The following is a 14,944-nucleotide window of genomic DNA, read 5'->3' as shown; positions in this document are numbered from 1 at the left end:
GCGGTGGGGGCGCCCCGGCGCCTCCATGTCCCGGGTGGGCTGTGGGGGGGGCTCGGCGCACCCCACTGCGGGGTGGGGGGGTGGGGGGGGGGGGGGGGGGGGGGGGGGTTGGTGGGGGGGGGGGGGGGGGGGGGGGGGGGCCCCGCGCCCCCCCCGCCTCCTGTGGGGACCTTCCAGCGTTACGCGCTGACGACGGCCTTGTCGTCGAGCCGCTCGCCCGACTCGGTGTCGAAGGCGTGCACGTGGCCCTGCTTCGGCGTGACGACGATCGTGTCACCGATCGACGGGTGCGAACGCCCGTCGACGCGGGCGACGATGTCGACGCGCGAACCCTTGACGTCGGCGTGACCGTACAGGTAGCCGTCGGCGCCGAGCTCCTCGACCACGTCGACCGTGACCGGCAGGCCCTCGCCCGACTGCGCCACGATGACGTCCTCGGGGCGGATGCCGACCGTGATGTTCCCGGAACGCGCGTTGGAGAGCGTGTCGCGGTCGATGGGGTGGTTGAGCGAACCGAACTTGATGCCGCCCTCGACCACGTCGGCCGGGAGGAGGTTCATCGCCGGCGAGCCGATGAAGCCCGCGACGAAGACGTTGTTCGGCTTCTCGTAGAGGTCGCGCGGCGAGCCGACCTGCTGCAGGATGCCGTCCTTGAGCACCGCGATGCGGTCACCCATGGTGAGCGCCTCGGTCTGGTCGTGCGTGACGTAGACCGTGGTGACGCCGAGACGACGCTGCAGCGAGGCGATCTGGGTGCGGGTCTGGACGCGGAGCTTGGCGTCGAGGTTCGACAGCGGCTCGTCCATGAGGAACACCTGCGGCTGACGGACGATCGCGCGGCCCATCGCGACGCGCTGACGCTGACCACCGGAGAGCGCCTTCGGCTTGCGGCCGAGGTACTGCTCGAGGTCGAGGAGCTTCGCGGCTTCCTGCACGCGGGTGGCGCGCTCGTCCTTGCCGACGCCGGCGATCTTGAGCGCGAAGCCCATGTTCTCGGCGACGGTCATGTGCGGGTACAGCGCGTAGTTCTGGAACACCATCGCGATGTCGCGGTCCTTCGGCGGGACGTCCGTGACGTCGCGGTCGCCGATGCGGATCGAGCCGGAGTTGACCTCTTCGAGGCCGGCCAGCATGCGCAGGGACGTGGACTTGCCACAGCCCGAGGGGCCGACGAGGACGAGGAACTCGCCGTCGGCGACGTCCAGGTCGAGGGAGTCGACCGCGGGACGGTTGCCTCCGGGGTAGAGACGGGTTGCCTTGTCATAGGTGACGGACGCCATGAGCGTTCGGTCCTTCCTTCACCGGCAGGTACGTGCCGGACGATCCGAGTGAAGCGGTTGCCCGTGGGGGCCCCGGATGGTCGCCGTCGACCATCGAGGTTCATACAACACGATCTGCCCCGGGAGCGCCAGTGCTCACACCGGGTTGGGTGGTTCCCATCGGCTCCCGGTACGATCGGCGGGTCCGTCCGGCCTGCCGGGGGAAGCCGTACGGACGACGACCAACGTGAGGACACTCGACGCATGACCAACCGCCCCGAGGGTGACGCCCGCGCCGCGCGGAACGAACGACGCGAAGCCGCACGACAGCGCGCCCAGCGTGCCCGCACCCAGCAGAAGCGCCGCCAGCGCGGACTCCGACTCGGCCTGCAGATCGGCATCGGCGTCGTCCTGCTCGCCGCAGCGACCGTCGTGACACTCGTCCTCGTCGACTCCGTGCAGCCCGCGGGCCCCGGCCCGGCGAACACCTCGCAGGGCGGCATCACGATCGGGCAGGACCTCAAGGCGGTCACGGCGTCCTCGCAGTCGCCCGCGCCGACCTCGACGGACGCCGCCGGCTCGGTGCGCATCACGATGTACGTCGACTACCTCTGCCCGATCTGCGGCCAGTTCGAGGACGCGAACGGCGAGTACATCCAGAACCTCGTCGACTCCGGTGCGGCGACGGTGGACATCCACCCGATCGCGATCCTCTCGAACCGGTCGCAGGGCACGAAGTACTCGCTCCGTGCCGCGAACGCCGCCGCCTGCGTCGCGGACAGCTCGCCGGACCAGTTCTTCGCCGTCAACCAGGCGCTGTTCGCGAAGCAGCCGGAGGAGGGCACCGCCGGGTTGACCGATGCGCAGCTGACCAAGGTCGTCACGGGCGTGGACGGGCTGCAGAAGCGGTCGACGATCACGAAGTGCATCGAGGACCAGACCTACAGCAAGTGGATCGACGAGCGGACCACCGCGGTGACCGGTGGTGACATCCCCGGGTCGACGCTCGAGGAGTTCCCCGGCACGCCCCTCGTGCTCGTGAACGGGCAGCGCTACGAGCTCACCTCGCCGATCACGAACGACGACTTCCGGACCTTCGTGGTGACGGCTGCCGGCGCGAGCGACGCCACGCCCACCCCGACGCCGACGCCCACGCCGAGTGCCACCCCGACCCGGTCCGCGACGCCGAGCGCCTCGCCGTCGAACTGACCCGGGCTGCTGACCCGGACTACAGGGACGAACCCGGCACGCTGAACGTGTCGCACGCCGTCGCGCCGCGCTGGTAGCCCCGCAGGAACCAGTTCTGGCGCTGCTCGCTCGACCCGTGGGTGAACGAGTCCGGGTCGACCCGACCGCTCGAGCGCTCCTGGATGCTGTCGTCGCCGACGGCGCTCGCGGCGGACAGTGCGTCCTCGATCTCGGCACGCGTGATCGGCTCGAAGAAGGTCTCGCCGTTCGCGTCCTTCGTGGTCGCGGCGTCGCCGACCCAGGCGCCCGCGTAGCAGTCCGCCTGCAGCTCGACGCGGACGCTGCCGGACGACGCTCCGGTCCCCGAGCGGTCGGTGTTCGCGAACGCACCCTGGAGCTGCTGGATGTGGTGGCCCCACTCGTGCGCGACGACGTACATCTGCGCGAGCGGCCCGCCGGAGGAGCCGTACTTCGACTGCAGGTCGTCGTAGAACGCGGTGTCGAGGTAGATCGCCCGGTCCGGCGGGCAGTAGAACGGGCCGGTCGCCGCCGACGCCTGGCCGCACGAGGTGCTCGTCGAGCCGTCGAACAGGATGAACCCCGGGGTCGTGTAGGCGATCCCGAGCTTCCGTGACTCGGACGTCCAGTACCCGTCGAGCGACTCGGCGGCGCCCTCCATCCGGCACTCGATCTTGAGGTTCGCGTCACGGCCCGTTCGGCACTCGGCTGCTGCGTCGACGGTCTCACCGCGCTGCTGGATCTCGGTCGTGCCGTTGCCGCCGTCGATGATGCCGGAGAGGTCGACGCCGGTGAACTGTGCGATGAGGAACACGACGATGGCGCCGACGCCCACCGCGCCGCCGCCGATCGCAGCGCCGCGCCCCCGCCGGGTGACCTTCCCGCCCTTGAGCTGCGAGTCGTCGTTGAACGTCATGCCCCGAATGTACGGGTGGGCGGTGCTCGGTGCCCGCATCGGCGGGAGGAGTAGACCGGACGGCATGCCCGTCCTCGACGAATCCCACCCCCTCTTCCTCTTCGCGATGGACCAGCGGTCCTCGCTCCTCGAGCACACCTACGACGAGTCCGGCGGGGAGCCGCTCGACGAAGCCGAGGCCGAGCGCGTGCGCGCCGGCAAGCAGCTCGTCTACCGCGGTGTCCTCACGGCGCTCGCGGCCGGAGCGTCCCGCGAGCGGACCGGCGTCCTCGTGGACGAGCGCTACGGCGCCGACGTCGCCCGGCTCGTCAAGGAGGCCGGCCTCCAGCTCGCGATGCCGATCGAGCGGTCGGGCCGGGAGTGGTTCGAGCTCGAGTACGGCGAGGACTGGATCGCGCACGTGGACGCCTTCGACCCGGACTGGGTGAAGGTGCTCGTGCGCGACAACCCCGACTTCGACGCGGAGCGCCGCGAGCGGCAGGCATCGGAGCTCGCCGACATCGCGGGCGTGCTGCACGGTGCCGGTCGGCCGTTCCTGGTCGAACTGCTCGTCCCGGCGACCGACGAGCAGCGGGCATCGGCCGAGGACTACGACCGCGACCTCCGACCGGACCTCGTCGTGCAGGTCATCGAGTACCTGCAGGACCACGGGGTCGAGGCGGACGTGTGGAAGCTCGAGGGCCTCGACGAGCGCGCGGACGCGGAACGGGTCGTCCGGGCCGTGCGTCGCGGTGGCCGGGACGCGGTGCAGTGCATCGTCCTCGGCCGGGACGCCCCCGAGGAACAGCTCGACCACTGGCTGCGCACCGCCGCCGGGGTGGACGGGTTCGTCGGGTTCGCCATCGGTCGCAGCAACTGGGAGGAACCGCTCGAGGACGTCGTCCGCGAACACCTCGACACCGAGGCCGCCGAGGGACTCATCGCGGCGAACTACCGCCACTTCGTCGACACCTGGCTCGAGGCCCGCCCGGGGATCGAGCACGGCGTGGACGCCGGCGCGGTCTGACCCCGGGTCCGAGCCCGGGTCTCAGGTGCGGACCAGCGGCTCCACGCCCGCCAGGTCCGCACCGATCCCGACGTCGACGAGCTCGATCCGCCCCGCGAGGCTCGCGCCCGGTCCGCGGAGCAGCCCGGCCTTCACCCCGCCGAACGTCACCGTGACGTCCGCCTGCAGCACGTGGTCGTCCGCGATCGCCCCGGTGTCGACGTCGATGCCGCTCGGCACGTCGACCGCCACGACGAACGGTGCACGCTGGTCGCGTGCGAGCTGACGGATCGCCGCGACGACCTCGCGCGCCGGCGAGCGGAGCGCGGACGCGCCGTGCACGCCGATGCCGAGGACCCCGTCGAGCACCAGGTCCGCCTCGAGCGCCGCGTCGGTCGCGACGGCGGCCAGACGCGCAGCGTCATGCCGGGAGGCCGCTGCGAGGAGGTCCGCGGCCGGACGGACCGACCCGGTGTCGGACGGGCGGTCCAGGAGGCGCGCCCCGGCGTCCAGCGCCGCTGCCAGGCCCGCCCCGTGGACGCGTGAGCCGACGCGCAGCACCGTCACGCGCCTCCCGTCCGCCGCCAGGCGTGCCCCCGCGAACAGCGCGTCACCACCGTTGTCGCCGCTGCCCACCAGCAGCAGGACCGATCCCGGTCCGTCAGCCGGACGCACGGCCGGGTCGTCGAGCAGTCCGCCGACGATCCGCGCCAGCCCGTCCGCCGCACGCTGCATGAGCGGTTCGCCCGCGTCGAGGTGCGGCCGCTCCGCCGCCCGGATCTGATCGCCGCCGTAGCCGTCCATGGCGACCACAGTGCCCCGGTAGCCTGGAGGGGACATGTCACTCGTCCCCGAAGCACCCCGTCCCCGCGTCGTGATGTCCCCGGACGGGCTGAAGATCGCGACCTACGACTTCGGCGACCCCGAGGCCCCGGCGGTCGTCGCCGTGCACGGGTTCGCCTCCGGCGCGCTGCTGAACTGGCACGCCTCCGGGTGGACGCGCGACCTCGTCCGCGCCGGGTACCGCGTCGTCGCGCTCGACCAGCGCGGGCACGGCGCCTCGTCGAAGCCGCACGACCCGTCCGCGTACTCGATGGAGCTCCTCGTCGCGGACGTCGTCAGCGTGATCGACACCTACCTGCTCGACGACGTCGCGTACCTCGGGTACTCGCTCGGCGCCCGCGTCGGCTGGCACACCGCCGAGCAGCTCCCCGACCGGATCACCCGTGCGGTGTTCGGCGGCATCCCCGACGCCGACCCGATGCGGCGCGTACGGGTCGACCAGGCGAAGGCACACCTCGCCCACGGCACCCCGATCGAGGACCGCGTGACGAACGGCTACCTGACGATGGCCGCCGGCGTCGAGGGGAACGACCTCGGCGCGCTCGTGGCGATGGTCGAGGGGATGCGGGGCAGCATCGAGCCGACGCCGTCGAACGCGCCCGCGCAGCCCGTACTGATGGCCGCGGGCAGCGAGGACGGCATCAAGGACAGCGCCGTGCGGCTCGCGGCGGCGGCCCCGGACGCCTCGTTCTTCGAGATCCCGGGCCGGAACCACTTCAACGCGCCGACGTCGCGCGACTTCCGCCAGGCCGCGATCACGTTCCTGACCGAGACCGCCGTGTCCGACCAGCGCTGACGGGTACTGCCAGGTCCTCGTTGTCCCCGGTGGTCGCGCGTACCGTCCCGGCCATGGACTACAGACTCCTCGGCAACAGCGGGACATCGGTGTCGACGCTGACCCTCGGCACCATGACCTTCGGCAGCGAAGCCGACGAACCCACCTCGCACACCATCATCGACACGTTCGTCGCCGCCGGCGGCACGCTCATCGACACGGCGGACGTCTACTCCGGCAACGAGTCCGAGCGCATCATCGGCCGCTGGCTCGCCGCGCACCCGACCGAGGCACAGCAGGTCGTCCTCGCCACCAAGGGGCGCTTCCCGCAGGGCGACGGGCCGAACGACCTCGGGCTGTCCCGTCGGCACCTCCGGGTCGCCCTCGACGCCTCGCTCGAGCGGCTCGGCGTCGAGCACATCGACCTGTACCAGATGCACGCGTGGGACGCCCTCACCCCGATCGAGGAGACCCTGCGCTTCCTCGACGACGCCGTGTCCGCGGGCAAGATCGGCTCCTACGGGTTCTCGAACTACCTCGGGTACCAGATCACGAAGGCCGTGTACGAGGCGAAGGGCCACGGGTGGGCGCCGCCCGTGACGCTGCAGCCGCAGTACAACCTGCTCGTCCGCGACATCGAGCACGAGATCGTCCCCGCCTGCCTCGACGCCGGCATCGGCCTGCTGCCCTGGTCGCCCCTCGCCGGCGGCTGGCTCTCCGGCAAGTACCAGCGCGACGAGGCCCCCAGCGGCGCGACCCGGCTCGGTGAGAACCCGGCGCGCGGGATGGAGGCGTGGGAGGCGCGGAACGGCGACGAGCGCACCTGGGCCGTCCTCGACGCGGTGTCGGACATCGCCGACGCGCACGGTGCCTCGCGGTCGCAGGTCTCCCTGGCGTGGCTGCTCGCCCGACCGGCCGTGACGAGCGTCATCCTCGGTGCCCGAACGGTCTCGCAGCTCGAGGACAACCTCGGTGCCGCCGACCTCGTCCTCGACGACGCCGAGCTCGCACGGCTCACCGAGGTCAGCGCGCCGCGCATCGACGACTACCCCTACGGCACCGCGGGCGTCGCGCAGCGCGAGCGGAAGATCACCGGGGGCCGCTGAGCGTTCGCTGTCCGACGGGTGCGGCTTTCCGCGAGCTTGACCAGGGATGTGGACACCGTGTTCGGTGCGGTGTCACCATCACTGCACGACCGGCTGGTTACCGCGTCGAGCGCTCGGAACGCCCCCTGATCCGTGTTCCACGCGCCGAAGGCCCCGGGTGCTTCCACCCGGGGCCTTCGCATGTGGGGGCCGTGGTCGTCCGGAGCGCGAACCGGTGATGACGGAGGCTGCCCGCGACGTCAGGCGACCACCGGCCTCGCCCCCTGGACCCGGTCCGTCCGCCGCGGCGTCCGACCCGTCGTCCACGGAGCGAGCGGGGTGCGGTCGAGCAGGAGCGCGAAGGTCCACGGCAGGACCGTGGCGGCCACGAACACGAGCGGTGCCGGCAGGAGCGGCTCCGTGATCCAGATGACCGCTGCGTGGAGGAGCACCACGGTGATCCCGACCGACGCGAGCCGCGACACGACCGCGGCCGCGCGCCCCCGGACGACACGGTCGAGCGCCAGCCCGACCAGCACGAGCCCACTGCACAGGACGACCGCCGTCACGGTGCTGAGCAGGGGAGTGCCGAAGTCGGCCTGCTTGAGGTCGAGCGGCCGACTGCCCAGCGCCACCGCGGTCCCGCCCGCGACGAGGCACGTCACCCCGAGGAGTGCCGGGCGCCCGATCCGCGGGAGCCACCGGCGCGCGACCGATCCGGCGAGGACGAACACCAGGGCGGCGATCGCGGTCCCGGCGCTCGCCGGTGGGAGTCGGAGCACACCCGGCGCGACGGTCGCCACCCCGACGGCGGCGATCACGACGGTCCACGGCACCCAGGCGGGGAAACGTTCGAGGACCCGCAGCGCGACCGCCGCGACGGCGAGGGCGGTGACGAACCAGAACGCCGAGTACGGCCGACCGATGTACTGCCCGCCGAGGAACGGACGGACGAGGTCCAGCGGGCTGGCGGCACCAGAGGTGATCGTCGCCGGGAACCAGGCGAGCCCGATGACCACGAACCAGGCCAGGTACGGGCGGATCAGGGAGCGCCCCCGGCCCCGGACCTCCGCCCCGAGCGGTCGACCGGCGGTCCAGAACCAGCCGGTGAGGAAGAAGAACAGCGGCACGTGCCACGGGTAGAAAGCGGCGACGGCGAGATCGGTCGTCCACACGTGTCCGGCGACGACGGCGACGACGCCGAACACCCGGACGAGGTCGATACCCGGTGAGCGCACTGATCCTGCCATGCACAACATGGTATATCAGTTGCTCGGTCACCGGAAGAGGGCCGGCAGCGGGACTCGAACCCGCAACCCCCGTATTACAAGTACGGTGCGCTACCAATTGCGCCATGCCGGCTGACGCGCCCATCCTAGCGGCGGACGCGCCGGGGCCTCACTCGCTCTTCTCGGAGAAGTTCAGCGAGATCGAGTTCATGCAGTAGCGGTCACCCGTCGGGGTGCCGAACCCGTCGGGGAACACGTGGCCGAGGTGCGAGCCGCAGTTCGCGCAGCGGACCTCGGTGCGTGCCATGCCGAGGGAGTTGTCCTCGAGCAGCTGCACCGCGTCGGGGTCGACCGACTCGTAGAACGACGGCCAGCCGCAGCCGGAGTCGAACTTCGTGCCGCTCTTGAACAGCTCCGCGCCGCACGCCGCACAGGTGTAGACACCGGCGCGCTCCTCGTCGAGGAGGTCACCCGTCCACGGGCGCTCCGTGCCGGCCTGCCGGAGGACGGCGTACTGGTCCGGGGAGAGCTCCTCGCGCCACTGCGCGTCGGACTTGTCGACGTTGTATGCCATTGTTTCCTCCTGCTCCTGTCGCCGTTGCTGGACGACCACTTCGGTAAACTCGCGACGATGTCCGAACATTCCGTGCACCACGCCCGTTGGGACCGTCTGACGACGGACGAACTGTACGGCATCGTGGTGCTCCGGAACCGCGTGTTCGCACTGGAACAACGCGTCACGGCCGAGGACTTCGACGGCCGTGACCGTGAACCGGACACCGAGCACTGGTGGTTCGGCACCGAAGACCGAGCGGTTGGGTACCTGCGGCTCATCCGACCCGCACCGGACGAGGTCCACCCGGACGGTGCGGCAGCACCCGCCTGGGTGATCGGCCGGGTCGCCACCGACCCCGGACACCGCGGGAGCGGGATCGCCGGTCGCCTCGTCGCCGCGGTGCTCGGTGCGCACGGGCACGAGCCCTTCGTCCTGCACGCCCAGGAGTACGTCGCCGGACTCTACGAGCGCCACGGCTTCGTCCGCTTCGGAGCGCCCTACGACGAGGCCGGCATCCGTCACGTCGGCATGCACCGTCCCGGTCGCTGATGGACACACGGGAGCGGTACGCCGCCTACGCGGAGCGCATCGCGGGCGTCTCGCCGTCCTACGCCGCGTGGGCGCGGTCGCTGGACGACGGCACGGTGTCCGTGCTCGACGAGGTCCCGGAGTCGAAGCGGCAGCCGGAGCTCCTCTTCGCGGTCGCCCGTCGCCTGGGCGCCGATCCGGCGGACCCCGGTGCGCTGCGCGCGCTCGTCCAGGAGGCGCGACCCGCCCTGGTCGCCGCCCTCGCCTCCGCCACGGTGCAGGCCAACGACCCCAGACGCCTGGCCCCGGTGGTCCCGCTGTTCGCGGCGCTCGCCGCTCGGGTCGGGCGGCCGCTCGGCCTCGTCGACGCGGGGGCGGCGGCGGGGCTCTGCTCGATCCCGGACCGGGTGACGCTCGACTACGTCGTCGGGGCGCGTTCCGAGGTCGTCCGGATGCACACGGCCTCCGTCGAGCCCGGCCTGCACCTCGTCGCGGCGGCCAGCGGCGCGGTGCCGGCACCGGCAGCGTGCCCGATCGACGTCCGGGCGCGGGTGGCCCTCGACCCGAACCCGATCGACCTCGCCGGGCCCGGGGCGTTCGACCGGCTCGTCGAGGCCGTCCCGCCCGAGGCGACGGACCGCACCGCCCTGATGCGCGAGGCTGCGCGCGCGACGCTCGCCGCGCCTCCCGTCCGCATCCGGGGCACCCTGCCTGGCGACCTCGACCGCGCACTGGAGGCCCTGCCGGACGACGTCGTGCCGGTCGTCCTGACCACCGGGACCCTCGTGTACGTCCCCGGCGCGGACCGCCAGCGGTTCGTCGACCGGGTGCGCGAGCGGGGCGTGCACTGGATCGCGCTGGAACGCACGGGGATCCTCAGCGGGGTCGCCGCGACCCTGCCGGACGACGTCGACCCGGCGGATCCGGACGCGTTCGCGACCGCGTCGCTCGACGGTGTGGCCCTGGCCGTCTCGGACCCGTTCGGGGTCCGCGTCCGGTGGTTGGCCGATCCGAACCTGTGACCGGTCTTCGCGACAGTCCAGCGGCGTGCCAGGGTGCGGATGACCTCCACCCCTACGATGTGCGAGACCCGTTCCCCCACCGTGATCGGAACCGCAGTGACCGCCACACCCGTCGAGCTCGACGAGCTCGCCAAGCACGTGCTCGCGTTCGAGCACGACCGGGCACGGCACGACCGCACGAAGGAAGCGGAGATCCGGGTCGAGTTCGACATGTCGCCCGCTCGGTACTACCAGGTGCTGAACCGTGTGATCGACTCGCCCGCGGCGCTCGCGTACGACCCGCAGCTGGTCTCCCGGCTGCAGCGGCTCCGGTACGCGCGCACCAGTGCCCGAGCAGCGCGCAGCTTCGTCGCGCCCGGTGCAGCTCCCGAAGGACGTGAAGAGGAACGATGACGACGAGATACCCCCGAGACCGGTTCGACGACGTCGCCGACGGCCCCCGGGTCGGGGCGCACCGCGGTGCGCAGCGGCGTGGGCGCGGGTGGATCGCGTTCGCGTGGGCGGCGCTCGCCACCGGTGTCATCGTGGGGGGCTGCGTCGTCGCGCTCGCGCTCCTGAACGGCAGCTACTCGTTCACCGGCTCGGCATCGCCGTCGGCTTCGGCCTCGGCGTCGGCGTCCGCATCGGCGGCGCCGTCGTCGTCCGCGTCCTCGTCGGCGTCGCAGGCACCGGCCGCGGGGACCCCGGCCGACCAGGGTGCGACGACGCTCGTCGTCCTGAACGGCACGTCGACGACCGGCCTCGCGGCGAAGGGCAGCGCGGCGCTGACCTCGGCCGGGTGGAAGGTGACGTCGACGGGGGACGCCGGCACGACCGGGGCGACCTCGACGATCGTGTACTACCAGCAGGCCGCCCAGGCCGCCGTCGCGCAGCGCATCGCGAAGTCGCTCGGCACGACCGCGGTGCAGCAGTCGGCGGCGTTCCCGAACGCCGACATCAGCGTCGTGCTCGGCGCGGACTACGCCGGCTGATCGTTCCCGGCGCATTCCTGGTCGCGTTCTCCGGTTCGTGGTGCGCGCATTTGTGACGGCCGTGTTTCGAGCACGTTGATTCTTGTCGGAATCGACGTGAAACAACGTCACACCTCTTGCCCTGTCGGCATTGTTCGGTAAGAGTCTCCCCAAGACGGCGACTACGTCGTCCGCACCAGCACCACCGCAGGGAGCAAGAGATCATGGCCAACGGAACCGTGAAGTGGTTCAACGCCGAGAAGGGCTTCGGCTTCATCACCGTCGATGGAGGGGGCCAGGACGTGTTCGTGCACTACTCGGCAATCGACATGTCGGGGTACAAGGTCCTCGAGGAGGGCCAGGCAGTGACGTTCGACGTCGGCACCGGGTCGAAGGGGCCGCAGGCCGAATCGGTCCGTCCCGCCTGACCCGGCAACCACCTCGCGAACGCGCCGTCCCGTCCGGGGCGGCGCGTTCGTCCGTGTGCGGCGACCGGCGTTCGTCGCTTCGGTCCCTCGTGTCGGTGCGTTCGTCGCTCGTGTCGGTGCGTGTCCTGGGAACTCGACCCGCGCCTCCTGGCGGTGTTGCACTCGACCCCTGCGAGTGCCAGAATCGGCGTTGGCACTCGCTCACGCTGAGTGCCAGCACGACCCCCATGACGACGTCCGGGAGGGACGAGAAACTCACATGGCAAAGATCATTGCTTTCGACGAGGAGGCCCGCCGTGGCCTCGAGCGCGGCCTGAACATCCTGGCTGACGCCGTGAAGGTGACGCTCGGCCCGCGCGGCCGCAACGTCGTCCTCGAGAAGAAGTGGGGCGCCCCCACGATCACGAACGACGGTGTCTCCATCGCCAAGGAGATCGAGCTCGACGACCCGTACGAGAAGATCGGTGCGGAGCTCGTCAAGGAGGTCGCCAAGAAGACCGACGACGTCGCCGGTGACGGCACGACCACCGCGACCGTCCTCGCCCAGGCCCTCGTCCGCGAAGGCCTCCGCAACGTCGCCGCCGGTGCCGACCCCGTGTCGCTCAAGCGCGGCATCGAGAAGGCCGTCGCCGCCGTCTCCGACCAGCTCCTCGCCAACGCGAAGGACATCGAGACCAAGGACCAGATCGCCGCGACCGCGTCGATCTCGGCCGCTGACCCGACCATCGGCGCGCTCATCGCCGAGGCCATCGACAAGGTCGGCAAGGAAGGTGTCGTCACCGTCGAGGAGTCGAACACCTTCGGCACCGAGCTCGAGCTCACCGAGGGCATGCGCTTCGACAAGGGCTACCTGTCGCAGTACTTCGTGACCGACCCCGAGCGTCAGGAAGCCGTCTTCGAGGACGCCTACATCCTGATCGTCAACTCGAAGATCTCGAACATCAAGGACCTCCTGCCGGTCGTCGACAAGGTGATCCAGGCGGGCAAGCAGCTCCTGATCATCGCCGAGGACGTCGACGGCGAGGCCCTGGCCACGCTCGTCGTGAACAAGATCCGCGGCATCTTCAAGTCCGTCGCCGTCAAGGCCCCGGGCTTCGGCGACCGTCGCAAGGCCATGCTGCAGGACATCGCGATCCTCACCGGCGGCCAGGTCATCTCGGAAGAGGTCGGCCTCAAGCTCGAGAACGCGACGCTCGACCTGCTCGGCAAGGCCCGCAAGGTCATCATCACCAAGGACGAGACGACCATCGTCGAGGGTGCCGGCGACGAGGAGCAGATCGCGGGCCGCGTCCGTCAGATCCGCTCCGAGATCGAGGCGACCGACTCCGACTACGACCGCGAGAAGCTCCAGGAGCGCCTCGCGAAGCTCGCCGGTGGCGTGGCCGTCATCAAGGCCGGTGCCGCGACCGAGGTCGAGCTCAAGGAGCGCAAGCACCGCATCGAGGACGCCGTCCGCAACGCGAAGGCCGCTGTCGAAGAGGGCATCGTCGCCGGTGGTGGCGTCGCCCTCATCCAGGCGTCCGTCGTGCTCGACACCCTCGAGCTCGAGGGCGACGAGGCGACCGGTGCGAACATCGTCCGCGTCGCGATCGACGCGCCGCTCAAGCAGATCGCGCTGAACGCCGGTCTCGAGCCGGGTGTCGTCGCCGCCAAGGTCCGCGAGCTCGAGTCGGGTCACGGCCTCAACGCCGCGACCGGTGAGTACGTCGACCTCGTCGCCGCGGGCATCATCGACCCGGCCAAGGTCACGCGCTCGGCGCTGCAGAACGCTGCGTCGATCGCCGGTCTGTTCCTCACGACCGAGGCCGTCGTCGCCGACAAGCCCGAGCGCACCCCTGCTGCTCCGGCCGGCGACCCGACGGGTGGCATGGACTTCTAAGCAGTCCTGACGGAAGGGCCCCGCACGCTGCGCGTGCGGGGCCCTTCTGCGTGCTTGGGGGGGGGCGCCGGCGGGCGGGGTCGCCGAGCGGGCGAAATACGTCACGCTCGCCGATTCCCGGCGGCACCTACCGCCCGCTCCGCGAACCACGCGCGGCGTGTCCTGCCCGTTCAGTATCGAGACTGTTCCCGCACAGGAGGCACGGCTCGGCGGTTCTCCACAGGTCGCCTCCCGAAGATCCTCCGTTGGGCACCTCTTGGCGACGATGGTGCGCATGCGCGACGCACATCCCCTTCCGGTTCCGTTCCAGTACGCCCCGTTCCGCGTTCGGGACGCGCTTGCGCGGGACATCCCCGCGGGTCGACTCCGGCGTCGTGACCTCGAGTCGCCCGTCCACGGTGTGCGCGCTCGTGCCGGTTCGACGGTCAGTCGGATCGACGCGATCGCGGTGGTGCTCCGAGCCGACCAGCACTTCAGCCACACCAGTGCGGCGTCGATCTGGGGCGCACCGTTGCCGTCGGCTGCTCGCAACGGCCCGGTGCACGTCACCTCGGCGTCGGACAACGCCATGCGGCGCACCGGAGTGGTGGGGCACCGGTCGGCATCGACGGACGTCCGACTGCACTGTGGCAAACGGGTGAGCGCACCGGCGCAGATGTGGTTCGAGTGTGCCTCGCTGCTCGAACTCGCCGACCTGGTGGTGATCGGTGATCACCTCGTCGGTCGGAGCGGACTCGCGACCATCGATGAGCTCGCAGAGGCGATCCGTCCTGGGGCACGAGCATCTCGGACGGCGCGTGCTGCACTGGAGTTGATCCGCGTCGGAGCGGAGTCAGCGATGGAGACCCGCGTCCGTCTCGCCGTCGTCGACGCGGGGTTCCCCGAGCCGCAGCTCAACATCGACGTCCTCGACGGTGCTGGCAAGTTCCTCGGACGCGTCGACATGGCCTGGCCGGAGTACCGCATCGCCCTCGAGTACGACGGTGACCACCACCGGGAGCGCGAGACCTTCCACCACGACCAGCGTCGCCGGAACGGCTTCGAGGTGAACGGCTGGCTCGTGATCCACGTCACCGCTGCCGATGCCGCTCGGCCAGCGGTCATGTTCGAGCGACTGCGTCAGGCCTTCGCGTTGCGAGTGGGCAGGACACGCGGCCAGTCGACCGCCGACCGGGCGGTTCGTGCCGGTCTGGAGCGTCGAACGTGACAGATAGTGCCCGCTCGGGGGCGGCGTGCGGGCGGGCGACCGTGGGCGCGGGCGGGCGGGCAGGCGGGCCAGCTGG

Annotated in this window: 16 protein-coding genes and 1 tRNA gene; 11 read left to right on the top strand and 6 right to left on the bottom strand. The window is 71.3% G+C overall.

The window, feature by feature from the left end; genetic code table 11:
- Positions 1-179: 179 nt before the first annotated feature.
- Complete coding sequence (locus tag ACIPEP_RS05915) at positions 180-1,280, bottom strand: ABC transporter ATP-binding protein (RefSeq protein ID WP_070417806.1); 1,101 nt, start codon at positions 1,278-1,280, stop codon at positions 180-182.
- A gap of 243 nt (positions 1,281-1,523) precedes the next feature.
- Between ACIPEP_RS05915 and ACIPEP_RS05910 the strand changes: the two genes are divergently transcribed.
- Entirely contained in the window at positions 1,524-2,468 is a 945-nt protein-coding gene (locus ACIPEP_RS05910; protein WP_402716748.1) for a DsbA family protein, read from the top strand.
- Positions 2,469-2,487: 19 nt separating this feature from the next.
- Here ACIPEP_RS05910 and ACIPEP_RS05905 read toward each other — a convergent pair whose 3' ends face one another.
- Positions 2,488-3,381 carry a neutral zinc metallopeptidase gene (locus ACIPEP_RS05905; RefSeq protein ID WP_071294887.1) on the bottom strand — a complete coding sequence of 298 codons (894 nt, stop codon included), beginning with the start codon at positions 3,379-3,381 and terminating at the stop codon, positions 2,488-2,490.
- On the opposite strand from ACIPEP_RS05905, the gene ACIPEP_RS05900 reads away from it, so the two are divergent.
- Positions 3,380-4,387, top strand: coding sequence for a 2-deoxy-5-keto-D-gluconate 6-phosphate aldolase domain-containing protein (locus ACIPEP_RS05900; RefSeq protein ID WP_402716747.1), 1,008 nt, complete (start codon positions 3,380-3,382; stop codon positions 4,385-4,387). The genes ACIPEP_RS05905 and ACIPEP_RS05900 overlap by 2 nt on opposite strands.
- A 21-nt stretch (positions 4,388-4,408) precedes the next feature.
- Here the strand turns inward: ACIPEP_RS05900 and ACIPEP_RS05895 are convergent, their stop codons facing one another.
- Complete coding sequence (locus ACIPEP_RS05895; protein ID WP_402716746.1) at positions 4,409-5,206, bottom strand: NAD(P)H-hydrate epimerase; 798 nt, start codon at positions 5,204-5,206, stop codon at positions 4,409-4,411.
- Between ACIPEP_RS05895 and ACIPEP_RS05890 the strand changes: the two genes are divergently transcribed.
- Together ACIPEP_RS05890 and ACIPEP_RS05885 are read left to right on the top strand one after the other, a co-directional pair.
- A complete protein-coding gene (locus ACIPEP_RS05890) occupies positions 5,205-6,005 on the top strand; it encodes an alpha/beta fold hydrolase (RefSeq protein ID WP_261647409.1) in 801 nt (266 codons plus the stop codon). The genes ACIPEP_RS05895 and ACIPEP_RS05890 overlap by 2 nt on opposite strands.
- Positions 6,006-6,058: 53 nt before the next feature.
- The gene (locus tag ACIPEP_RS05885; RefSeq protein ID WP_070417812.1) at positions 6,059-7,090 is read left to right on the top strand and encodes an aldo/keto reductase; all 1,032 of its coding nucleotides are present in this window, start codon (positions 6,059-6,061) and stop codon (positions 7,088-7,090) included.
- Between the two features lie 239 nt (positions 7,091-7,329).
- Here ACIPEP_RS05885 and ACIPEP_RS05880 read toward each other — a convergent pair whose 3' ends face one another.
- From ACIPEP_RS05880 to msrB, 3 genes are all read right to left on the bottom strand, one after another.
- Complete coding sequence (locus ACIPEP_RS05880; protein ID WP_402716745.1) at positions 7,330-8,319, bottom strand: acyltransferase family protein; 990 nt, start codon at positions 8,317-8,319, stop codon at positions 7,330-7,332.
- Positions 8,320-8,358: 39 nt separating this feature from the next.
- Positions 8,359-8,431 (bottom strand) — tRNA-Thr (locus ACIPEP_RS05875).
- 36 nt (positions 8,432-8,467) lie between these two features.
- The gene (gene msrB, locus ACIPEP_RS05870) at positions 8,468-8,872 is read right to left on the bottom strand and encodes a peptide-methionine (R)-S-oxide reductase MsrB (protein WP_070417813.1); all 405 of its coding nucleotides are present in this window, start codon (positions 8,870-8,872) and stop codon (positions 8,468-8,470) included.
- A 57-nt stretch (positions 8,873-8,929) separates the two neighbouring features.
- Between msrB and ACIPEP_RS05865 the strand changes: the two genes are divergently transcribed.
- The 7 genes from ACIPEP_RS05865 to ACIPEP_RS05835 all read left to right on the top strand — a co-directional run bounded on the left by ACIPEP_RS05865 (position 8,930) and on the right by ACIPEP_RS05835 (position 14,868).
- Complete coding sequence (locus tag ACIPEP_RS05865) at positions 8,930-9,403, top strand: GNAT family N-acetyltransferase (protein ID WP_402716744.1); 474 nt, start codon at positions 8,930-8,932, stop codon at positions 9,401-9,403.
- On the top strand, positions 9,403-10,404 hold the full coding sequence (locus ACIPEP_RS05860) for a DUF2332 family protein (protein WP_402716743.1): 1,002 nt from the start codon (positions 9,403-9,405) through the stop codon (positions 10,402-10,404). The genes ACIPEP_RS05865 and ACIPEP_RS05860 overlap by 1 nt, the downstream gene beginning before the upstream one ends.
- 96 nt (positions 10,405-10,500) lie before the next feature.
- Positions 10,501-10,797: a DUF3263 domain-containing protein gene (locus ACIPEP_RS05855; RefSeq protein ID WP_229085283.1), complete on the top strand. Its 297-nt coding sequence runs from the start codon at positions 10,501-10,503 to the stop codon at positions 10,795-10,797.
- Positions 10,794-11,375 carry a LytR C-terminal domain-containing protein gene (locus ACIPEP_RS05850; RefSeq protein WP_402716742.1) on the top strand — a complete coding sequence of 194 codons (582 nt, stop codon included), beginning with the start codon at positions 10,794-10,796 and terminating at the stop codon, positions 11,373-11,375. Before ACIPEP_RS05855 ends, ACIPEP_RS05850 begins: the two co-directional genes overlap by 4 nt.
- A gap of 203 nt (positions 11,376-11,578) precedes the next feature.
- Positions 11,579-11,782, top strand: a complete 204-nt coding sequence (locus ACIPEP_RS05845) for a cold-shock protein (RefSeq protein WP_022903461.1) — start codon at positions 11,579-11,581, stop codon at positions 11,780-11,782.
- Positions 11,783-12,041: 259 nt separating this feature from the next.
- A complete protein-coding gene (gene groL / locus ACIPEP_RS05840) occupies positions 12,042-13,661 on the top strand; it encodes a chaperonin GroEL (protein WP_070417818.1) in 1,620 nt (539 codons plus the stop codon).
- A 400-nt stretch (positions 13,662-14,061) separates the two neighbouring features.
- Positions 14,062-14,868, top strand: a complete 807-nt coding sequence (locus tag ACIPEP_RS05835; RefSeq protein ID WP_402716741.1) for an endonuclease domain-containing protein — start codon at positions 14,062-14,064, stop codon at positions 14,866-14,868.
- Positions 14,869-14,944: the final 76 nt, after the last annotated feature.

The organism is Curtobacterium sp. NPDC087082, from assembly GCF_044745045.1.
In the GTDB taxonomy this organism is placed as follows: domain Bacteria; phylum Actinomycetota; class Actinomycetes; order Actinomycetales; family Microbacteriaceae; genus Curtobacterium.
This window is presented reverse-complemented; position numbering and strand designations above follow the sequence as displayed.